General features: G+C 37.4%; 18 protein-coding genes. 8 read left to right on the top strand and 10 right to left on the bottom strand.

Annotated elements, in window-relative coordinates; genetic code table 11:
• Positions 1-108 precede the first annotated feature (108 nt).
• From BKM63_RS14570 to BKM63_RS14560, 3 genes are all read right to left on the bottom strand, one after another.
• On the bottom strand, positions 109-1302 hold the full coding sequence (locus BKM63_RS14570; protein ID WP_071637280.1) for a hypothetical protein: 1194 nt from the start codon (positions 1300-1302) through the stop codon (positions 109-111).
• Positions 1303-1358: 56 nt separating this feature from the next.
• Positions 1359-2228, bottom strand: a complete 870-nt coding sequence (locus BKM63_RS14565) for a helix-turn-helix domain-containing protein (RefSeq protein ID WP_071637279.1) — start codon at positions 2226-2228, stop codon at positions 1359-1361.
• A gap of 335 nt (positions 2229-2563) precedes the next feature.
• The gene (locus BKM63_RS14560) at positions 2564-3169 is read right to left on the bottom strand and encodes a hypothetical protein (RefSeq protein WP_071637278.1); all 606 of its coding nucleotides are present in this window, start codon (positions 3167-3169) and stop codon (positions 2564-2566) included.
• Between the two features lie 330 nt (positions 3170-3499).
• Here BKM63_RS14560 and BKM63_RS14555 point away from each other — a divergent pair, with 330 nt between their 5' ends.
• Together BKM63_RS14555 and BKM63_RS14550 are read left to right on the top strand one after the other, a co-directional pair.
• On the top strand, positions 3500-5173 hold the full coding sequence (locus tag BKM63_RS14555; RefSeq protein WP_071637277.1) for an AraC family transcriptional regulator: 1674 nt from the start codon (positions 3500-3502) through the stop codon (positions 5171-5173).
• 77 nt (positions 5174-5250) lie between these two features.
• Complete coding sequence (locus BKM63_RS14550) at positions 5251-5427, top strand: histone H1 (protein WP_042565375.1); 177 nt, start codon at positions 5251-5253, stop codon at positions 5425-5427.
• 284 nt (positions 5428-5711) lie between these two features.
• Here the strand turns inward: BKM63_RS14550 and BKM63_RS14545 are convergent, their stop codons facing one another.
• From BKM63_RS14545 to BKM63_RS14530, 4 genes are all read right to left on the bottom strand, one after another.
• Positions 5712-6287, bottom strand: a complete 576-nt coding sequence (locus BKM63_RS14545; RefSeq protein WP_071637276.1) for a hypothetical protein — start codon at positions 6285-6287, stop codon at positions 5712-5714.
• Positions 6288-6431: 144 nt separating this feature from the next.
• Complete coding sequence (locus BKM63_RS14540; protein ID WP_071637275.1) at positions 6432-7301, bottom strand: phospholipase D-like domain-containing protein; 870 nt, start codon at positions 7299-7301, stop codon at positions 6432-6434.
• Between the two features lie 155 nt (positions 7302-7456).
• Entirely contained in the window at positions 7457-8119 is a 663-nt protein-coding gene (locus BKM63_RS14535) for a hypothetical protein (RefSeq protein ID WP_071637274.1), read from the bottom strand.
• Positions 8120-8283: 164 nt separating this feature from the next.
• Positions 8284-8520: a helix-turn-helix domain-containing protein gene (locus tag BKM63_RS14530; RefSeq protein ID WP_071637273.1), complete on the bottom strand. Its 237-nt coding sequence runs from the start codon at positions 8518-8520 to the stop codon at positions 8284-8286.
• 602 nt (positions 8521-9122) lie between these two features.
• Here BKM63_RS14530 and BKM63_RS14525 point away from each other — a divergent pair.
• The 3 genes from BKM63_RS14525 to BKM63_RS14515 all read left to right on the top strand — a co-directional run bounded on the left by BKM63_RS14525 (position 9123) and on the right by BKM63_RS14515 (position 16093).
• The gene (locus BKM63_RS14525) at positions 9123-12032 is read left to right on the top strand and encodes a SusC/RagA family TonB-linked outer membrane protein (RefSeq protein WP_347511965.1); all 2910 of its coding nucleotides are present in this window, start codon (positions 9123-9125) and stop codon (positions 12030-12032) included.
• 61 nt (positions 12033-12093) lie between these two features.
• Positions 12094-13428: a RagB/SusD family nutrient uptake outer membrane protein gene (locus BKM63_RS14520; RefSeq protein WP_242661151.1), complete on the top strand. Its 1335-nt coding sequence runs from the start codon at positions 12094-12096 to the stop codon at positions 13426-13428.
• A gap of 10 nt (positions 13429-13438) precedes the next feature.
• Positions 13439-16093, top strand: coding sequence for a S9 family peptidase (locus BKM63_RS14515; protein WP_071637270.1), 2655 nt, complete (start codon positions 13439-13441; stop codon positions 16091-16093).
• A gap of 73 nt (positions 16094-16166) precedes the next feature.
• Here BKM63_RS14515 and BKM63_RS14510 read toward each other — a convergent pair whose 3' ends face one another.
• The 3 genes from BKM63_RS14510 to BKM63_RS14500 form a co-directional block, all read right to left on the bottom strand.
• Positions 16167-16430 (bottom strand): hypothetical protein, encoded by a 264-nt coding sequence (locus BKM63_RS14510; RefSeq protein WP_026983230.1) that lies wholly within the window; start codon positions 16428-16430, stop codon positions 16167-16169.
• 91 nt (positions 16431-16521) lie between these two features.
• Positions 16522-18045, bottom strand: a complete 1524-nt coding sequence (locus BKM63_RS14505) for a MauE/DoxX family redox-associated membrane protein (RefSeq protein WP_071637269.1) — start codon at positions 18043-18045, stop codon at positions 16522-16524.
• A gap of 206 nt (positions 18046-18251) precedes the next feature.
• Positions 18252-18542, bottom strand: a complete 291-nt coding sequence (locus BKM63_RS14500; protein WP_071637268.1) for a hypothetical protein — start codon at positions 18540-18542, stop codon at positions 18252-18254.
• A 397-nt stretch (positions 18543-18939) separates the two neighbouring features.
• Between BKM63_RS14500 and BKM63_RS14495 the strand changes: the two genes are divergently transcribed.
• The 3 genes from BKM63_RS14495 to mobC are packed head-to-tail and all read left to right on the top strand — an operon-like array spanning position 18940 to position 22576.
• Positions 18940-19332: a plasmid mobilization protein gene (locus tag BKM63_RS14495; RefSeq protein ID WP_071637267.1), complete on the top strand. Its 393-nt coding sequence runs from the start codon at positions 18940-18942 to the stop codon at positions 19330-19332.
• Positions 19317-20567: a relaxase/mobilization nuclease domain-containing protein gene (locus BKM63_RS14490; protein ID WP_071637266.1), complete on the top strand. Its 1251-nt coding sequence runs from the start codon at positions 19317-19319 to the stop codon at positions 20565-20567. Before BKM63_RS14495 ends, BKM63_RS14490 begins: the two co-directional genes overlap by 16 nt.
• Positions 20568-20587: 20 nt before the next feature.
• Positions 20588-22576 (top strand): conjugal transfer protein MobC, encoded by a 1989-nt coding sequence (gene mobC / locus BKM63_RS14485; protein WP_071637265.1) that lies wholly within the window; start codon positions 20588-20590, stop codon positions 22574-22576.
• Positions 22577-22946 lie beyond the last annotated feature (370 nt).

Below are 22946 nucleotides of genomic sequence, written 5' to 3'. Positions count from 1 at the left end.
GAACGGTAAGTATAAATTTTCTACAAGTACAACTTTTCTGTATCCTTTTTGTACCCTTTCAAAATGCTTGAATTTAAAGGGTTGTCAAATTATACACGGCAATAAAATCTAATACGTTTTTATTTTACGGATAATTTTCTCAAGACTTTCAATGGCAATTTCCTTATCGCGCTCTTCCGCATTATATGAGTTGCTTCTGACTGACTGGTACGAAAGATTTTTCTTTACTGGAGTAGATAGATAAGGTACAATGCTTTTAAATATGTAGTTCATAGACTTGGCCTTAATAATCCTCGCCTCATCTGTCGCCCTTAAAATAAGTCCAATCTGATCTCCCGAAAGCATGCATTCCAGCTTGGAATCAGCTTTCTCTACAAATTCACTTCCGGCATAATAGGCAGTCTGCTGCTGCATTTCAATTGCAGCCTTCTTTTCAACATATCTGACTTCGCTGGAAAACCAATATTCCAAAAATAGAATCAGATTCTGCTGTGATGGATTAAAGGTTAATTTTAAGTTAGGGTTAATTTTGGACAGCATGCTCCAGATGTAAAGTAATTTTTCAAGTCTTTCCGATAAATTCTCAAAACCCTCTAAATAACCGCCAATTTTAGCGACCAGTTTCTCAGCATATTCCCTGGAGTTAAAATTCATTCTAATAAGCATAAGGTCAAGATCTGAAATACATTCTGTCTCAGAAACTGCATGCTCTAATTTCTGCATTTCAGTGATTATCTCTCTGTAATAAAAAATCTGTCGGTAGGTAAATTTTGTGTTTTTGGAGTTGTGCAGCGGCGCAGCGAGAAGAGCTGCCACGAACTGCAATTCGTGGTCGTGATCTGCTGGGTTTTCTTTTATTTCAGCCAAATTCATCAAAATTGCTAGCATCTCTTTTTTCCATACTGAAAAATAGCTGTAAGATACTCTTTGGTCCAGACTCATAAACGCTGAATATCTGATCTCGACAAATGACAGTAAATCATCAAGGGAATTGACAATCAAATCAAATATTTTATTAAACTGAGCCGAATTGAATTGTTTCCTCTTTCTTATCTCTACTGCCCTGTCTATTAAAAAAACCAATGAAGAATGATACTTTCTTATAAGAAGCCTGATCTGCCTTTTGCTTTTCAGCTCAAAAAAAGAATTCTTAATATGAATTTTAATTTTCTTTGCTTCAGAAACTATTCTTTCATTCAAAATGTCCAATTCATTTTCCGATACGTTTATCGAGGAACTATCTGCATCAAATGAATATATAATCAGCGAATCGAACCATTCCAAAGGATACATTTTAATCATCGTCTTATCGTATTAATTAAACAATCTCTGGCAGAATAAGAAGCGATTTTGGCAGCTTACTTTTTATTGGAACGAAATTCTGTTGGCAGCATACCGGTATGTCTTTTAAAAAATACGCCAAAGTTTTCAGGGCTGCTGAACTCCAGTTCACCTGCAATATTAGCCACGGTGTAGTTGGAATCAGTAAGAAGGTTTTTCGAGACATTGACAAGTGCCTCAATTATAAAAGATTTCGCAGTTTTCCCGGTGCTCTCTTTAACCATCTTATTCAGATGCCCCGGAGTAATAAACAAAGCACCAGCATAAAACTGTACGTGGTGCTGTGTCTTGAAATGTATTGAAAGTAAAGTCAGGAATTGGATTACAATGCTTTCTCTTCTTGAAAAGTCAAGATCGAGCTCCGGTTTATATTTGGAATGAATAAACTTGAGTTCATATATAAAGAGATTAAAGCAAATGCGTCGCAGCTTAATAATAACCTCTGGTCTTTCATTTCCATACTGCAGCGCATTCATTAGTTTATAAATTACCGATAAAACCTTAAAATCATTTTCCTGCAGATTTATCTTTTGGTCAGATTTCAGCATTAAAAAGCTGAAAGCATCCAAAAGCTCTTTTTCATAACAGTTATTAAAGGCAAAATCAAAATTCGTCCGAATAAGATAAAGCTGGATGTTGGAAGTCACCTCAAGTTTGGTGCAGACTGAATTATAGGGAATCAGCAATAAATCTCTGCGTTTCAAAATATTGGCCTCGTCATGAAATCTGATATTCATTTTACCGTTTTTGATTAAAAGCACTGAAAAATTCGAAATGGAAAATGGGACCTGCAGCACATTTTTCACTTGATACTCTGTAAGCAGCAGCACATCGATACCATCATTTTCAATGCTTTTAATTTCTGTATTTAAGATTTCTCTAATCATTTTTTGTCCTTTGTGCAGATCTGCATTTAAATTTTATCCTTGAAAAAATGTTCCATCCATATCAGAAACTGGAAATACAGATTAGACAGACAGCACACGTATAAAACATATGCTGTCAATCTTGGACTTTCAGTAATACTGTCTTCGTTTAAAGCGTAACGCACAAGCTGATCGGCCGCAAAAAGCTTCATTATAAAATAAAGGCTCACGAGATTGAAAAGGAATAATAAAATATAAAAGAAAGCCCGCTTTTTCATATTCAAACAGTTTAGAAAAATATTAAATCACTTATTTTAAGTTGCGCACAGTTTAATTGAACCAGCACCATTAAAACTTTAATAGCCGTTGCGCTTACTGGTTGTAGAGGTCTCCCAGTCCCTGTCCTTTCTCTCTTTTTCACTAAATAATACTGCTTCCGAAATAGAAGAAATAGAAAGGATTGTTTCCTTCTCATTTGTAAGAAGCGTTGAATCTTGCCGTTTGGAAATCTCATATTGGATTATAAAATCATCCACAATATTATACTGCTGGCCGCGGAGATTTGAGAGATTGACTATATATCCCTTTACATCAAGTTTCAATGATGATCCTAGTGTACTTTGATCAGCAATGATAAGTAAGGTGCCGACAGGATCATGATTAGAGGAAATCGTATCTAAATCAGAATTGCTTTTCTGATAAATCTTTAATTCATTTCTCGAAATCTGATCTCTGAGCACTGACACAACTTTACCTTTTATTTTGGCAGGTACTAGAAGGATATATTTTCCCGCTGGCACTTCCTTAAAGTTTTTCTCTGAAGCATTTGCTTTTTTAAAATCTAAACTCTTGTCTTTGTTATCTGTTTCTTTCGAGATCAGACTTACATCGGAATTGTCAAAGTCGTCATTTGAACATGAACCTAAAAAAATAATTAAACCAGTTAATAGTAACTTTTTCATAATGCAAAATGGTTAGGTTAATTGAGAATTTATCTCAGTCCATTTTGCCCGGGCCAGCAGAACTTTTGCTCAGTGCTTTACTGAATCTTTGCTGTTGAATTCAAGGCAAATCTAAATTGCAAAAAAGCAATAATCAAGCACTTGTATGTGGGTTTTCGGAAAATCCACTATCGATTTCCATGAAATCGATAAAGTATTTTTCTTACATTATTTTACTCTATTCCAAATATTTACATTATTTTTGAATGCTTCTCACAGTCAGTTTCCGCATTTTTCATTATTAATCTGTTTATGCCTTTTCAAGGTGTAAGCATAAATTTTCTATGTAGTATGAGATGTAAATTACCTGTATTGCTGTTTTTACTTTTAGCTGAATCATTAACTGCGCAGAAAACTGTGGACAGAGTTCGGGATTCACTCCTGTTTAAAACATATACTTATTTGGACGATAAGGTTTACGAACATAAAAATGACAGTCTGAAAGCCTCCCCATATTTATATGCCTATTTAAAAAAAGCAAAAAAGGAAAAGAATTATCAGGAGATTGTTAATGCATATCAAAACATGCTGCATCATTCTCCAATGAATCTGCGTTTGAAATATGCTGACAGTATGGTAATCGCAGCTGTAAAATCAAAAAGCAATGAACTGATCGGCTCAGCTAACTTATCTAAAGGGATAGTCTATTACAGCCAGAAAAATTATGTGAAAGCATATGATTATTACATTAAGGCAAATGAAAGCATTTCCAAAACCGAAAACGATTACCTGATCTGCAAAACAAAATATCATATTGCCCAGATTAAATATTATCTCGGCTTTTATGATGAGGCCATTTCACTCTTTAATGATTGTCTTGCATATTTTAAAAAAAATCAGGCACGCCCGTACTTAAACTCACTTCACTCATTAAGTGTCTGCTACAATAAAGCCGGGGATTACAGCAGATGTTCGCAGACTAACGCGTTAGGGATTGAAGAATGTGATCGTCTGAAAATTCCGGAAATGGAATTGTTTTTTAAACATTCAGAAGGAATCAACCAGTTCTTCCTAAATAATTATCATACTTCTATCCAAATGCTTCAGGAGGTGCTGCCCCATCTGGACAGCATGACAGAATTTGCCAACGTATCCATTGCAAATTTTTATATAGGAAAAAGCTATTGGAAACTGCAGCTTCCTGCAAAAGCAGTTCCCTACTTCAAAAAAGTGGAAAAGGCATTTATTGAGAAAGGCTACATCCGTCCGGATTTGAAGGAAGTTTTTGAATTAATGATTAAGTATTACAAGAAGGAAAATAATCTGGAATCCCAGCTGTATTATATAGACCAGCTTTTAAAAGCGGATTCTGTATTAACCGATTCCAATACGTATCTAGTGGGAAAAATCCATAAGCAGTATGATACGAAGCAAATTCTGCTGGAAAAAGAAAAAATACAGCGGCAGCTTGTAAAAGAGAAATATTACGACCTTATTCTAATCAGCGTAGTGGTTGTTCTGTTCTCCGCTGTCATTTACGGCACCTATAGCCACTTTGAAACCAAAAAGCGCAATAAGGTCAAATTTGATCTGCTTCTGGAAAAAAATGAAAAAAGCATGATACAGAAACAGTCACCCGATAAATTCGAAATAACCGATATTTCGCAGGAAACCGTACAGCAGATAATTAGACACCTTGAAAAATTTGAAAGGGATAAAAAATTCTTGCACAAAGAGGCGACACTGGCTGCTTTAACTGTACGCTTTAACACTAACAGCAAATACCTCTCAAAAGTGATATACCATCGCAGCGGCAAGCGCTTTGCCGATTATATCAATGACCTAAAAATTGATTATCTGGTGGAAATACTGCGAAACTCAAGCGCGCATAGAAATTACTCAATAACCTCGCTGGCTGAGGAAGCCGGTTTTACATCCACTCCCCGATTCACCAATGCGTTCCATTCTAAAACAGGAATTTCGTTCAGCTATTTCCTTAAAGAATTAAAAAAAGAGAATTCATGAAAATATTTTGCTGCCAATACCGTTTTCATCTAAGGCAAAATTTTACTTTTGCCCTCTTAATTTAAAAAAATTGTACAATGAAAGACCTGGTTGCAAAAATCAACGCTGAAATCGAAACGTTTAAAACAGAATCTGAAGCTGTAGCTGAAAAAGGAGTTAAAGCTGCCGGAGCTAGAGCTAGAAAATCATCTTTGGAAATTGAAAAACTTTTAAAAGAGTTTAGAAAAGTTTCTATTGAGGAGTCTAAGAAATAATAGTACTGTTGATGTCTTACCGGCAGTAAAAGGTTGGATAATGGGGCTATTCGGCCCCATTGTTTTTTTAGTTTACCTGTATGTTGTTTTCAAGGATTGTTTATTGTAAACGGAATTATGATTAATTTCTTAAAGCTTAGATAACAGTTTTTAACTTGGCAGCTTATCCCGCTTTTCCCTGCAATCTTTTATGCCGAACCCCGGCAGAAAAGGATTTCCGCTTCAATCGGGGCTGTAGAGAAACTATCACTCTCTATTAATAAATCATTTTACATACTCTTCTATTAGCCAAAGTTTATCTTGATGCCTAATCTCTCTTGTAGCTTATCTAATTTTTTATTTACTTTTTGAATAATATAGTTAGTGCAGTGATCAAAAAGATTAAAATATTTTTCATAATCTCCAGATGGAGATTTGAACGTTATTGTTTGGCGTAAAGTAATTTCATTTTCTGTTTTTTTCTGAAAAATCAATGCTAATTCAAAATCACTTTTGCCATTATGTGCAATATATTCATTACGCATGTCCATTAAAGCACAATGAATCTCATTTAATAATGGCTCATCTTTAAAAACTGCATTTGCGTCCAACGATACTTTTCCAGGTCCTGAACTTGAAAAGCATTTAGCATAGGAAAGAATAGAATTTTTGAACATTCCATGTGCTAGAACAAATTCTTCGAAGTTATCTAATGGATGTTTTTCGTTGAATGATTTAGCATGTCTTAATGAATGTTCAGCTTCTAGAATTTGCATTGATAAATTTGTCCACGAGTTTAGATATTGAGTTTCATCTTCACTAATGATAAAATTATTATCAGTAAAACTTTTTAAATTCTCCGATAATTCTTCTGGTTGCATATTTAACTTATTGAATTTGTAAAAATAATTATCATTGTTAATGTATTTTTATATTTTTTAAACCTATTAAAGCTTGATGAAATAATAAAAGTCTGTTTCTCAATAATAATTACTGTAGAACATTAGGGATTGGATGATCTGAATTTAATTGTCATAATAAACTTCAAAATCATGTTCCAGCAAATTTGGCAGTCTCTCGCCCACAAATTTGTTTCGCCAAAGGATGCGAGTTGCTACATCTTCTTCATCATAAAAATCGAGTGTTGTTAATACTTGTCCAACCGCGTGAATATCCAAATTTGAGTAAGATTCCAAATGTTTATATATAAGATCATCTAGATAATCATATTCGTATTCATCATCACATCCTCGTAAATTATCGACTAATAAGTAAAGCTGTGTATCCTGTATACAGTCTTGAATTGTCGTAAATTCAAAGCAACTATTGCAAGTTCTTACTAAATCTCCACAAGTTTCAAAATATTTTGAGCTACGCTCACTGAAAACTAATATGTTCACTAGTTCGCCATGATTGCAATCTTTACATTTTGAAAATTTCTGCAACTTTTTTATTGTTTCCTTTTCAATTTTAAAGATTGCATCAAATTCGCGTAGAAACTTTTTTGATTCTGAACCGCAGTCTTTAATTAGCATGAGATTTTCAAAACTTTTTGCGGCATTAAGGGACCAGTTAAAAGAACCGTTCAAAATAGTTACTCCGTCAATTATAGCAAATTTGTGATGCATATGATTATTATTACTTGGCATTTGAAGTAATTTAATTAGAGCACCTTTTTTTTGCAGGTTTTCGATACAATCCATATATCTTCTGTTTGACGGATTGTCGGTGCAGATAATTTTAAGAAGAATGTTTCTTTCTAAAAGAGAATCAAAGGTACTTTCGTAAAGCTCAAAATTTATCCATGCTACTGCGACCAAAACTTCTTTTTGGGCTTTTTTTAATTCTTCGTCAATTACATTTTTATGATCTTCAAAGTAAGCTGTAATTTTCATTTTTTATTTCTAATTCTATTATTTAACTTTTAATACATATCTATCAAAATCACATCAAGATATAAATATCGTTCTCTGAAATTTAAACATTTGAAGAGCAATCATCTTTTATAATTGAGAAAAATTTACCTCGAAAAAAGTATCACTAACAAAGGTTAAATGCTTATCTCAGTAAGTTCGCCGGTTGCACTAATATTCCAAAATTTCAGATTTTCGACAGATGTCGCTTTAATTAGTCTGAAATTTATTTGTTGAGTTAGGGCATCAAACAAATTTTCTGGAAAACCAGCCATGTTATTGAAATTATGTTGTGGATCATCCCCATGTTCGCTCAGTAAAGAACTTGAATGTACATTGCTAACCTCAATTAATACAGGGCTCGGAGTTAAATTCATGATATCATTGATATGTTTAAAATCTGTTAAAAGCGAATTCGGTATTTCCTCTTTTACTAGTTCTCTTAAAAACGTAATCGTATATGAAAGTAGTTCTGAGCCATAAGTATTTCTTAAAGAATAATTAATGGCTGAACCTTTGGAAGGAGATACATAAGTTTGCCCATGCTGGAAATTAAAAAGTCCGGTATTATCCTGTTCAATCATTTTTTTAAATGAATATCCGCTCTTCAGAAAAAGAGCAGAATCTTTAAGAGCCTTTTCTGAAAGAGAAAATACGTTTTGCGCTAATTCTAGTATTCGCCATTCTTGAATTATATCTTTACCTGCCAGACCATATTTTAAAATACTATCTAAAAATAGACTTGATGTTCCGTGAAAAAGATTAATTCTAAGTTCTCCATTGTTATCAATTATTTCCATTCTACGTTATATTATTATCATTCATATTAAATTTTTTTTACAAAAGGAAGTCCTTTTAAATAAGTACAAAATAATTCTTTTCTCTAAGTTACATACTCAGTATAAATACCTGTTTTATGTTTATATTAAGCATAAAAAAAAGATGACTAAGCATCTTTATAATCTTAAAAAAAATCTTTTATTTCAACGTTTAAGGCTTTTGCAATTAAAGTTAGAGTTTTCACTGTGGGATTCGTTTCTCCTCTTTCTATTCTGGCAACCTGATTTACTGACATACCAATTTCGAAAGCTAATTTGGATTGAGAATATTCATCTTTTTCTTCCCTAATTTTCCTGATGGTAGCCCCCAGCTTAATTTGTACTTTATGTAATTCTTTTTCTTCCACATGATAAATTTCCATTATAAAAAAACATTTATCCTACACATATATGTGTAGTTGTTAGTTTTTTTTATTATATTTGTTTTTGAATTTATATATTTGCGATTCTTCACATAAAAATATTTGAAGCATTCGCTTAGAATCTCGACTTGAAAACTGGAAATTTAGAAGGAACGAGAGGATAAGTAAGATGCTCACGCCTATGGCGTGGGCTCACTTATTGTTCCTCGGTATTTCCAGTACCTCAAGTCAATAAGCTGAGTTCCACGCCTTTTTTATTAGGCTCTTCAAGGCTTATATTCTTAGCGGTACTTTAAATCAAAAACGATATCGCAGCTTCCAACAAGTTGAACTTTTAATTACTCATTGCCTGTGCATTAAACAAAAATCTTTTTTATGGTCATTAAGCCGTTTACTCAATGCATAAAAAATGGCCCTCAGCTGCAGCGACCAAACTAGAGCAGAGGACCTTAGCTAATCAAATATCCATTTAACTAACCAATCCCAATATTATGAATTATTTTTCATTTTTTAAGGATGGAAGAGCTCTTTATTGCCTATTATTTACTGGCATTCTGCTGTCTTTTTCCACCGTTTATTCCAGAAACTTTCGAAATACCAAAATGCTTTCTTACCAGAGCCATCAGGTCCAGGGTATTGTAAGTGACGGAACATCTCCCCTACCCGGAGTGACAATTGTGCTTAAAAGCACTAAGAATTCAGCCGTTATCACAGACTTCAATGGCCACTATTCTATCCAAGCTTCTCCCAGGGATACATTGATAGTATCTTTCATTGGATTTAAAACTAAACTTGTTCCAGTAAATGACAGAGCTAAAATTGATATTAAGCTTGAATATGATGCAACTACCTTGCAGGAGGTTCGGGTGAATGCTGGTTATTATTCCGTAAAAGAAAGTGACCGTACGGGGAGCATTGCCCGAATTACCTCCAAAGATATTGAAACCCAGCCTGTGACTAATGTGCTGGCCGCCATGCAGGGCCGTATGGCCGGAGTAAGTATCACGCAGACTACTGGAGTTGGCGGAGGCGGTTTTGATATTAAAATCCGCGGGCAGAATAGCCTGCGATCAGCGGCCAATGCCCCAATGTATATCATTGACGGGGTCCCTTATTCTTCCAGCCCTATTGGTTCGGGGCAGACCTCATCCATTTTTCCGACCTCAACCAGTCCGCTGAACAGCATCAATCCTGACAATATAGAAAGCATCGAGGTTCTAAAAGATGCCGATGCTACCTCTATTTACGGATCGCGGGGAGCGAACGGGGTTGTATTGATTTCAACTAAAAAAGGAAAATCCGGAAAAACCAGATTTACCATAACAAGCTGTACGGGAACCGGAACCGTTACAAGATTTCTCAAGCTCATGAATACCGAACAATATCTGGCAATGCGAAAACAAGCTTTCGTAAATGATGGAAAACAATATGGTAGTACGGATTATGATGTTAACGGTACTTGGGATCAAAACAGATATACTGACTGGCAACAGGAACTACTGGGTGGAACTTCAAAAATTTATGACAATCAGATGACTGTTTCCGGGGGCTCAAAAAACACCCAGTTTCTGCTCAGTGGCACTTACCATAGTGAATCAACAGTATTTCCGGGCCATTTTGGTTATAACAGAGGAGGGCTTCAGGTCAATATCAACCACAGGTCCGAAGATAATAGATTTCAAATGATATTCACAGGCGGATATTCTGTACAGAAAAATAACCAGCCAGCCAGTGATCTAACTAATGCCACAAGGTTTCTGGCACCTAACGCCCCTGCACTTTACAATGCGGACGGAAGTTTAAACTGGGAAAATCAGACTTGGGAAAATCCACTGCGAAACCTTAATGCAAAATATGAATCGAAGACCAAAGACCTCATTGCAAACGCTAAGTTTTCTTATGAGCTATCAGAAGGTTTAAGTATTAAAAGCAACTTCGGTTTTACTGATCTGGGTACTCAGGAAACCCGCACGGCACCTTCAACAATCTTTAACCCCGCTTACAATTTCACCAGTCAGAGATCAGTGCTTTATCAAAACCAGACCTCAAGGACTTCGTGGATTATAGAACCACAGCTTACGTGGGAAAAAGAATTGGGAAAGGGAAAAATAAATTTATTGGCAGGCACCACTTTTCAAAACCAGACCACAGCTGCTCTTTATCAGTCAGGGAGCGGTTTCAGTTCCAACAGCTTAATTTATAATCTTGCAGCCGCCAAAGTCATTACCATACAGCTGGACGATGAAACACAATATAAGTATCAGGCCATTTTTGGAAGGTTAAACTATAACTGGCAGGACCGATATATTTTAAACCTTACGGCAAGAAGGGATGGATCCAGCCGCTTTGGACCCGGCAGACAATTCGCCAACTTTGGAGCGGCGGGATTTGCATGGCTCTTCACAAATGAAAATTTCTTTAAAAACAGTTCATGGCTCAGTTTTGGAAAACTCCGTGGCAGCTACGGAACAACAGGAAACGACCAGATTGGAGATTATCAGTTTTTTGACACCTATGGTACAACAAGTGTCAACTATGATGGTGTGACCGGAATTTCCCCTTCAAGGCTTTACAATGCTGATTTCGGTTGGGAGATAAATAAAAAACTTGAATTTGCATTTGAAACAGGATTTTTCAGAGACAGAATCTTCACAACGGCAGCGTGGTATCAAAACCGTTCCTCTAATCAACTGGTGGGTATTCCACTTCCGGGAACAACAGGTTTTTCCTCCATTCAGGCCAATCTTAATGCTGTTGTTGAAAATAGAGGTTTAGAATTTACACTGCGTACAGTTAATCTAAAAAAAGCAGATATTCAATGGATTACCAATTTCAACCTCACCTTTGCAAAAAATAAACTGCTGAGTTTTCCTGGTCTGGAGGGTTCAACCTACAGCCAGCAGTACAGAATAGGTGAACCTCTCAATATTCTGCTGCTGTATAGACTTAAGGGCGTAAATGCACAGACAGGCATTTATGATTTTGAAGATGTAAACAACGACGGCGTAATATCTTCACCTTATGACAGGCAGTATACCGCCGATCTGAATCCCAAGTATTTTGGAGGCATACAAAATCAGCTCACTTATAAAGGCTGGAATCTTGATTTTCTTTTTCAGTTCACAAAACAACAGAACCGAATATTTCCAATGGGGACGCCCGGGATGATGTCCAATCAGCAGACAAGATTAATAGACAGCTGGCAGACAATAGGGAACCAGACAGCCTATCAAATGTATACAACTGGCACAGATAGAAACGTAGTAAACGCAAATAATAATTACCTGCTCAGCAATGCAATCATAACCGATGCCAGCTTTATCCGTTTAAAAAATATTGCGCTTTCCTATACTGTTCCGTTAAACCTGAAAGATACAAGCTGCAAGGTAATGCTTCAGGCTCAGAATCTGCTGACTTTTACAAAGTATCAGGACGGGGATCCTGAATTTTCTACTATCGGTTACCTCCCTCCTCTTAAAGTTGTGACTGCAGCGGTACAATTAACCTTTTAAAAAAGATATTCTAATGATACATTCTATTAATTCATTTTTTTCAATGCTGGCCATCTTGCTAATGTTCAGCTCCTGTACTGATTTTGTCGAAGTTGATCTTCCAAAGTCACAACTGACCGCACAAGCTGTATTTGATAATTACGACACTGCAAATGCCGCTCTTACCAATATTTATTCAAAGATCAGAGATAACGGAATTCTGAACGGATCAAGCATAGGAATTTCAAACCAGCTTGGAAATTATGCAGATGAATTGACTGCTTATGGCCTCCCCTCAAATGCGGTATTTACATTTTATGATAACACGGTTCCTGCTTCATCAACTGTGATACTGACATATTGGAACAGTTCCTACAACCAGATTTATACCGCCAATGCCATATTAAAAGGGGTCGAAAACAATATTAATTTCAGTCAAGACCGAAAAAAACAGCTTCTTGGTGAAGCCCTTTTTATCAGGGCTTTATCGCACTTCTATCTTCTCAATCTTTTCGGTGGTATACCATACATCAAAGAGACTGACTATGAGCAAAACACAAAAGTCATTAGGATGACCGAAGAAAAAGTGTATCAGAATATTATTAATGATTTAAACCAAGCAATGGATCTATTACCGGAGAATTACAGCTCTACAGATCGAATCCGTCCCAATAAATATGTCTGCCACGCTTTTCTTGCGCGGGTTTACCTCTACAATAAAATGTATGAGCAGGCATCAAATGAAGCCTCTGCAGTGCTGAACAAAACAGAACTTTTTATAATGGAAAATGATCTTTCAAAGGTATTTATAAATAATTCGAAAGAAACTATTTGGCAGCTGCAGACCTCGGTAGCAGGCCAGAATGCAGCTGAAGGATCCTTTTTTATCTTTCAGGCCGGTCCGCCTTCCACTGTAGCACTCACCCCCTATCTGTTGAACTCCTTTTCAAATGCCGATCTTCGCAAAGCCAGCTGGATCAGGACCGTTACCAATGCAAATGGTTCATGGTCTCATGCTTACAAATACAAAGAACAGAACAACACTTCCCTTTCTAAAGAATATTCCATCATTTTTCGCACTGCCGAACAATATCTAATTAGAGCTGAAGCGCGGATCCGTCAGGGAGACCTCATTGGGGCAAAAGAGGATCTGAATAAAATCAGAAGCAGGGCAGGTCTTGCAAGCACTGCTGCAGTTTCTCCGCAAGAAATCCTGAATGCTATTCTTCAGGAAAGAAGATGGGAGCTTTTTACAGAACAAGGACATCGCTTTTTTGATTTACGCCGATTTGGGGAAATAGATGCCGTGCTCTCAGAAGTTAAGCCAGGATGGGATGCCACGGACAAGCTTCTTCCCTTGCCCGAGATTGAACTTAATTTAAATCCCAACCTTCTTCCTCAAAATCCTGGACATTAAACCTTTTATTATGGCAACATTTATTCCATTGAGAATATTTAAAATCTCATTTTTACCATTTTTTAACCTTGTTCCATTTTTTATTTTGCCATTAGTAACCTGCCCTTTAAAGGGGCAGGTAATGCAAAAAAAGAAATTAGATCAGGCCTCTTACAAACTATGGTCTAATTTTGAAATAGATAAAACGGCACCGAATGAAAAATGGGTAAGCTACGGCATTAATTATGCCTACAGCTTCGATACGTTATTCCTGCGCAACGTTACGGACGGCAGAACCTACAGTTTTCCTACTGCTGTAAAGTCCTTGTTTACTAAAAATAATCTCTTTCTCTTTATGAAAGGAGATACCTTAACCACCATTAATCCAGAAAACGGAAAAAAGGACATAATCACAGGAGCTGATCATTATGAGTATTCCTATCAGAATAACCTGCTGCTGGTTTTTATCCGTTCAGAGAAAAACAAAGGTATCTTAAGAGTTAAGTCCCCGCTAGATAAAACGCTTCTGGAGATACCTAATGTGACTAAATTTTCCATGAGCCCTTCAGGTAGTCGATTGTTATATAACATCACTCTCAATGGAAAGAATTCCCTGTTTCTTTTTGATCTTAAAAATATATCCGTGTCAGAACAGCTGGTAAAAACTGATGAAAACTATTATGACAATTTTACCTGGCAGAGAACTGATAAAGCTGTCGCTTTCTGCAGTAATTCAAAAGAAGGAGCTCCAGTATCACTGCTTCTATATACCATTGCTGACAAGAAAATTTATCAGCTTGATTCAAATGTAGTGGATAGTTTTCCTAAAGGAGCTTCCATAGCCGCCACTTCACGAAATAAGATGCTGATATCAGACGATCTTAAAAAGGTTTTTTTTTCTTTAAAAAACAAAAGCGAAGCGCCCCTTAATCAATTAGATTCAAAAGTAGAGATCTGGAGTACTAATGACAAATGGATATACCCACAGGAGCAGCGAAACGGAAATTCTTACTCGACTCCAAAAATTGCGGTATGGATGCCTGAACAAAAATTATTCAGACAGATTACAGACAATAACTTGTCTTCTATGATGCTTTCCCCTGACTCCAGCTACGCTGTGCTGTCCGATCCAAAAGCCTATGAACCACAGTTCGAATTTGAAGGTCCCAGGGATTATTATCTTTTAGATCTTATCACTTTTGAAAAACATCTTCTTCTAAGAAAACAACCTGTATTAATGCATGATATTTCCATTTCTCCAACAGGAAAATATATCACATACTTTAAAGACAAAAACTGGTGGATTTATTGCCTAAAGGATAAAACCCATACCAACCTAACTTCAAAAACTGGCATTCCTTTTTTAGGAAAAGTAGTCGCGCTTTCAGCTGAAAGTCCTTATGGAAATGCCGGTTGGACTTCTTCAGACGAAGAAATTCTTCTTTATGACGAATTTGATTTGTGGGCTTTTAAACCGGATGGCACCCGAAACAGAAGATTAACTAATGGCAAGGAAGCACAAATTAGATTTAAACTGGATCTGAAACCTAAAACAATTAACCGTAAATATCTTTATGACGGACTAGTGCACCAGCAATATGATATAAAAAAAACACTACTGATGCGGGGTGAAAACCAAAATGGTCAAACAGGATTTTACACGTGGAATTCCACTGGGGGAATAAAGACAATCATAGCCCGCGATTCCTATTTTTCCAATCTTATTACAGGATCAAAAAGAGGCACCTATTTCTGTATGGAACAGAAATTTAATCTTCCTCCGAGGATGATTGCCGTGGGAAACAATTTAAATGAAAAATGTATTTTCCAGAGTAATTCTCAGCATGATGATTTTAACTGGGGAAGAAGCGAACTTGTATCTTTTCAGAATTCAAAAAATAAAAACTTAAAAGGTGTTTTATATTACCCAGCAGACTATTCCCCAAATAAAAAATACCCCATGATTGTATATATTTATGAAATACAGTCCAGCGGACTCCACAAATATTGGAACCCTACGCTGGAAAACGAATCAGGTTACAATCCAAGTGTTTTTACGACTACCGGCTATTTTGTCTTTCTGCCTGACATCCTGCATGAAAAGGAAAATGTCGGCCCTTCCACCTTGGATTGTGTGCTTTCCGGCACAAAAAAAATCATGGAAACAGGAAAAGTGGATACTAAAAGGATTGCAATTATGGGACATTCCTTCGGAGGCTACGAAACTTCATATGTTATAAATCAGACTAACGTATTTGCTACGGCAATAGCCAGCGGAGCCATAACAGACCTGACAAGAAGATATCTCACCGTAGGCATAAATACGGCAAGACCAGAAATATGGCGTTTTGCATCAGGAGGCTGGCGTATGGGAGACAAAACGCCTTTCTCCAGCAGGGAAGATTTTGACAGAAATTCACCACTTGCGTTCATTGAAAATTTACAGACTCCGCTTTTAATGTGGAGCGGAAAAGAAGACACACAGGTTGATCCATTCCAGACCACAGCATATTACATGGCACTGCGCAGGCTAAACAAAAAAAGCATCATGCTTCTCTATCCAAAAGAAAGCCACACACTCCTTAATCCAGTTAACCAGAAAGATCTAACCATTCGAGTGTTACAATGGTTAGATTATTATCTTAAAGATGAAAAAACACCTGACTGGATCAACGGTCATATTTAATCATTAAATAATTAAAACTCACAATGCCGCTCCTGTTTGGAGCGGCATTGTTTTTTAAAAGTTAGTAACAAGCTTATGGCTGCTCTTGCCATAAGGTCTCTGTACAATTTCCAATATTGTCTTTAGCATAGAGCTGATTACCGTTAAAACTACAGATGTAGGTTCTTTCCTGATTATCACATTGTTTGACAATGTCCTGACAATTACTCGGATTGTAAGCATCAACAAGAACCATTTCTTTTTCTGCACTTTGCATCGAAGTGGTTGTAAAAGCCCCAATAATACCCAATGCAGCTACTGCAAAAGGCATTGCGTTTTTAAAAAATTGCGTTTTCATAATATCAAATATTAAGTTAACTTTGATCTACTTTTTTTTACAGGTTTTCGATCTCCCTCCTGATACTGGCCAGTATATTTTCAAATTCAAATTATTCTGAATCCTTATTTTCCATCTTATTTCTCAGCTCATCTTTAAAGTCATAAACCACTAAATCACGTCCAATCACTGCATATAAATGGGTATGGCTTACTCTGAATGATTTCATTTTTTCATCTTTTAAATTATAAACCGGAAAGCTCAGTACATAAGCGTTCTTACTTAAATCGTAAACATCGATTATGGATGCCTGGTTCCATAGTTTATCATTTTCATATCTTCCCTTTATTTTTGACTGGACAAAAAGCAGATTTTCACATACGGCAGCTTTAGCATTCACAACATAAGGAGGAGCTGACATTTTTCTCTGTGTGCTGTCTTTAATGTAAGAGACCTTTATTTTTGCTTTACTAGTTGTATCAATTGTGTTACCACGAAAAGTCAGTCTGCCTATCTGGTCAGCTACGATAAATTCATTTCTGTACAGATACAGATAAACTATTTTACGCTGCTTCTCACTGTAAGTCAATATTCCGTCCGTATCAAAAACACCATCTATCTGCTTTTGAAGCAAAGAGTCATTATAAACCACTTTAGTTTTGTCATTCGAATTGTATATCCCTAAAACATGCGCGAGGTTCTTACCATTGTTGGAACGAAACACAACAGCTGTACTGTCCATTGGTTCTGCCTGTGTAAAGTATGGCAGACTTTTAAGTTCACTATTAACTCTCCAATCAGAAATTTTTCCTCTGAAAATTGCGGGAACCGTTCCGTCTTTCAGATAAAAATACTTTCCTCTGACATTAATTGTTATACTTTTAAAAGGAATTTTTTGGGGGATAAAACTAATCTGATGCACTTGCTCGTCCTGCAGTTTTTCATCCACGGAAACAATATGTAAAGGGCTCGTATAATTTCCCAAATAAATTCTTCCCTGAGAGATTCCTGCAATATAAAAAGAATTAAACGTTAGATTTTTTTTAGAAAGAAATGTGACAGGATGCTTTGCATAACGTCTTATAAAAGGATTTTCATAATGCATAATATCTTCTGAATACAGGAATAAAAATATCATGATTCCTGTGCTGCAAAGACAGAGAATAAACATACTCCTAACTGGTTTTAAATTATGGCTGAAGATTTTTATGTGATCAATCTTAGTTCGCCAATAAACCGCCAATGCTGCCAGCAGTATAAAAACAAAATTAAAAACCAGATGTACTTTCCAGCTCATTTTCTCCAAAATTCCACCGCAGGAGCAGGGAACAAAAGAACTGTAATTCAAAACGATGAATATATATATAGTAAAAAATGTCATTAAGCTGAAAGCCCCCAACAGCCCCCATATTCTGAATTTAGGTATACATAATAGTAAAGCAACAGTTAATTCTAAAATTAGAACTAACCATGCAATCCATGAAGCAAAGGCACTTATCAAAGGGGACTGTCCAACCTGAACTTGAAAATTTTCAAAATTCATTAGTTTGCTTATTGAAGCGTAAATGAACAACAGTATATAGAGCAGACAGATCGTCTCGATAATATAATATTTAACATGATTGCTTAAGGTCATTTTCTTATAGTTTTAAAATACATTATAAATTTTCTACTGTGTAATTAATGCAAATGTAAGTCGGATTTTTCGTGCAGATACTTTAAAAACCAAGCCAAAAACTTTGAAAATCAGGCAATTTTATACTTCTACATTTGCAGCATAAAAAAATGCCTGCACTTTGTAAGAATCGTGCAGGCAATAAATCATGTTGAGTCTCTTTGCAATCAGCCTTTTATGGAGGCGCTGATTCCAGCAAGTTTTTCATGCAGTTCCACAAGCCCTGCTTTCTGAAGACACTCTTGTGAGAGCCCCTCCAGTTCTGTCTTTCCCTGCTCGCTTATGCTCTCTAGAAGAACAGAAGAACCTTCCCTTATCTTCAGCCCATCCTGTATCAGATGGCTCAAGAGAAGGACATTTTTTCGTGAAATTTTCAGATCCATTTTCACCGTCTCATTCATGCCAGGGATACTCAGTACCGTATCAAAAACCCTGGCCGCATCATTTGCTGTAATCATACTTCATTATTTTAAATTAATATTCCACTCCCCTCAAAATTATAAAGTATCATCCCTATTTACCCTACTCAAAATTTGGGGAGGATTGCTTGGCTTGGCCGTCTTTTCTAATTTAGCCTCAGGTAAATCCGCAGTAACTCTGCAATTGGTGCATTTTAAATTTTTAAGGCAGATTCTGATATGGATTTCCTTTGAATTTTTGTATGCTATGAAACTTTAGTTCAGCTGATTGAAAACGCTGAAAAAGCCTTTTAGAAGCTTTCGGACTGCGGTTTTTAGCCGTCAGCAAGATGTCTGGTTGTATCACAACCAAAAATCTTGCTGCCCTCTGCTCGGAACTCGCTGGCAGTGAAACTTTAAGATTAAATGGAGTTGAATCATTGAAAAATAAAAGATCATGGAAGAGAAAAACAGCAACAGAAACAGGTGGCTGCACATCCGGCTGACCAAAGAAGAATTCGAACAAATCGACAGAAATTTTAAAGCCTCGGCCTGTCGCAAACGAAGTGATTTCGTGCGCAGAAATCTGCTGAGAAAACCTATTATTGTCAAGTACAGAAACGAGTCGCTGGATATACTTCTGCAGGAGCTAATCCAGCTCAAATCCCAACTGAATTTCATGGGAAACAATTTCAATCAGAGCGTTAAAAAACTCCATACCCTTTTTGAAATTTCCGATTTTAAATTATGGATTTTGGCTTTTGACTCCGACAGAAATAAATATTTTTCCCTTGTGGAAGAGATTAAAAGACACATTGAAATTCTGGCCCAAAAATGGTTGCAGTCATAAACACAGGACAGTCGATAAGAGGCATCCTCCTCTATAATGAGAATAAAGTTTCCCACGATGCAGCTGTGTGCATCGGCGAGGGAAATTATCCTGCCGACATTGAAAAAATGTCAGAATCTTTTAAGGTCGGAGTATTTCTAAAACAGCTCCAGCTGAATGAAAATGTAAAGCGCGGCGCTGTGCACATCTCGCTGAATTTTGACCGTTCGGACAAGGATTTGTCAAAAGAGAAACTCATACAGATTGCCTCTTCTTACATGTTGAAAATTGGATTCGGCGCGCAGCCTTATCTGGTCTACCAGCATTATGATGCGGGACATCCGCACTTGCACATCGCAACTATAAATGTGAGGGCAGATGGATCCAGGATCAACATGCACAATATTGGAAGAAACCAGTCCGAAACGGCCCGCAAAGAATTGGAGATTTCTTTTAATCTGGTTAGGGCAGATTCGAGAAAAAAACAGTCTACAGCACTTATAAATGCCATTGATGTGGAAAAAATCAAATATGGCGCAGTGGATTCCAAAAGAGCCATAGGCAACGTACTGAATGCGGTCATACCGCACTACAAATACACAACCCTCGGCGAGCTCAATACAGTATTGAACATGTATAATGTCAAGGCTGAAAGGGGAAAGGAAAATTCAAAAATGTTTCAGAATAAAGGCCTGGTCTACCAGATTCTTGACGAGAATAAAAAGACCGTCGGGGTTCCCATAAAAGCCAGCAGTTTCTATTCCAGGCCTACCCTTTCGCGGCTTGAAATTAATTTTGCTGCGGCTAAAACTGCGCGTGTTGTAAACATGAAAAGAACCCGAAATGCCATCGATCTGCTGCTTTTGAAATACCCGTCCCTTACGCTCTCACAGCTCGAAACACGGCTGGCCAATCAGGGCATCACAGCAGTTATCAGAAAAAATGAACAGGGGCTGATATACGGCATGACCTACATAGATCATAACACCAGATGCGTTTTCAACGGAAGCAGCCTTGGCACAGAATATGCCGCCAAAGGGCTCCTGCAGCGTCTGGGTCATTCCTCCAATTCTGAGAAGCACTATGCTGTTGCTGATGGTACTGCTCAGAAGCGGGGTTCTTTTATTTCCGCAGGGGAAGTGCAGCGGATAATTGATGACGTGTTGTACGCTGGAGCGCCTTCTGATTACGTTCCCAATCAGCTTAAAAGCAAACGGAAAAAAAGAAAAAGAAAAGGACAGTCCGATAACCATTAATAATTAAAAAAATCATGAGTATGCAGACAGGAGAAAATGAACAGGCGCTTAGAAAAATTCTGGATATGACTAGACTGATGGGTATCGCAGTGCTGCTCATCCATTTTTATTATTGCTGCTTCGATTCGTTCAGGCAGTGGAATCTTGCGCCGGATTTTGCCCATAGGATACTGGAGAATATACATCGCACGGGGCTTCTGGACAGCTTCCATAAATCAAAACTTTTTGCACTTGGATTCTTGGTGATTTCTCTCCTTGGTGCCAGAGGACGAAAAGATGAAAAGCTACATTTTAAAACTGCTTTTTATTATATGGCATTGGGGCTGTTGTTTTATTTTGGATCTTATCTCGCTCTTGTGATCTTTTCAGATATTGAGCTGTGTTCAGCGTTATATATTTCTTTGTGCTCGTTGGGCTATCTGCTGATGCTTTCCGGGGGCACGCTCCTCTCCCGCATCATCCGCAGAAAGCTCAGTCCGGCAGATATCTTCAATAAGGAAAATGAAACTTTCCCTCAAGAAGAAAGGCTGATTGAAAACGAATATTCCGTAAATCTTCCTGCCCGTTACCATCTCAAAGACAAAGTACGTGAGAGCTGGATCAATATCATAAATCCTTTCCGCGGCATTCTGGTTCCCGGAACTCCCGGCTCTGGAAAATCATACTTCGTAATCCGCCATGTAATCACCCAGCACATTGCCAAGGGATTTTCGATGTTCATATATGATTTTAAGTTCGACGACCTTACCATTATCGCCTATAATGCCTGGCTGAAATCCCGTCACCTTTATGCCGTGGAGCCAAAATTTTTCATCATAAATTTTGATGACCTCTCCCGCACCCACAGATGCAATCCTCTGGATCCTGCTGCAATGACAGACATTACCGATGCTGCTGAATCTGCACGCACAATCCTTATGGGGCTCAACCGCGAATGGATCAAAAAACAGGGAGATTTCTTTGTGGAATCGCCCATAAATTTCCTGACAGCAGTCATCTGGTACCTCAGAAAATACAGCGATGGCGAATACTGCACCCTGCCCCATGTCATTGAAATGATACAGACCGATTACGAGAGCCTTTTCACGATTCTAAGAACCGAAAAAGAAATCGAAGTGCTTATCAATCCCTTTGTCAGTGCGTTCCTGAACGAAGCAGTCGACCAGCTGGAGGGCCAGATTGCTTCGGCTAAAATCTCGCTGGCAAAACTCTCCTCCCCTCAGCTTTATTATGTGCTGTCAGGCAATGATTTCACTCTTGACATTAATAATCCATTCAATCCGAAAATTGTTTCAATGGGAAATAATCCCCAGAAAATCCAAACATACGGAGCGGTGCTTTCCCTTTTTGTCAGCCGTCTGATCAAACAGGTAAACCAGAAGGGAAAACTTAAAAGCAGCCTGATTTTTGATGAGTTCCCAACTATCTACCTCAACAATATCGACAGCCTGATTGCAACGGCAAGAAGCAACAGAGTAAGCACCTGTCTTGGAATACAGGACTTCAGCCAGCTCCGTAAGGACTACGGCCGTGAGCAGGCTGACGTGATTGTCAACATCGTTGGAAATATTGTATCAGGACAGGTCAGCGGGGATACGGCAAAACAGCTTTCAGAGCGCTTTGGAAAGATAATGCAGGACCGTGAAAGCCTGTCCATCAACAGCAGCGACACCTCGATCAGTCGTTCCAGACAGCTCGAATCAGCGGTGCCTCCATCCAAGATTTCTACACTGAGCTCGGGGGAATTTGTCGGCATGACAGCTGATAACCCGGACTGCCGCATTGAGCTTAAAACCTTTCACTGCGAGATCATCAACGACCATGAAAAAATAAAAAAAGAGACGGATAATTATAAGGAGATTCCGGTCATTCGGTCAATTGATAATGTCATCGTCCAGAAAAATTATCTGCAGATTAAAATTGAGATTCAGGAAATAATCCACAGCGAAATGGAAAGGATAATTAAAAATCCAGCACTTTCCGCACTGGTTCTCAAAAAAGAAAAATGACCTTAAGATTCTAGATAAAGTAAGAAATCAAACCCTCGAGAGAGAATGAAATTAATATAGTTATAATTACTTAAAAAGTACCATTAAGAGTTATTTTAAGGATGTTTCAAAAAAATAAATTAGTGCCCTGCAGAAGCAACGGTTCTGCCTGAAAATACTCCCCAAAGGGATGGAGATTTTCAAGGCAGACCCCAGGGACCCGGCTTTGCTTCTGCCAAAAGACACGGAGTTACCTTTGCTCATGGAATAAGACAAAAACATACCGACTTTTTAATCAAAAAGATAAAGGGAAGCATCAGGATGCTGTGAATAAAAAAGGATCAGGAAGAAAAGCAGTGCGCTCGGCGGGTGAATTCTAAAAAGAATAATC

This window comes from Flavobacterium johnsoniae (assembly GCF_001879205.1).
Lineage (GTDB): Bacteria > Bacteroidota > Bacteroidia > Flavobacteriales > Flavobacteriaceae > Flavobacterium > Flavobacterium johnsoniae_A.
Note: the sequence above shows the minus strand (reverse complement) of the source record. Positions and strands in the feature narration are given on the sequence as shown.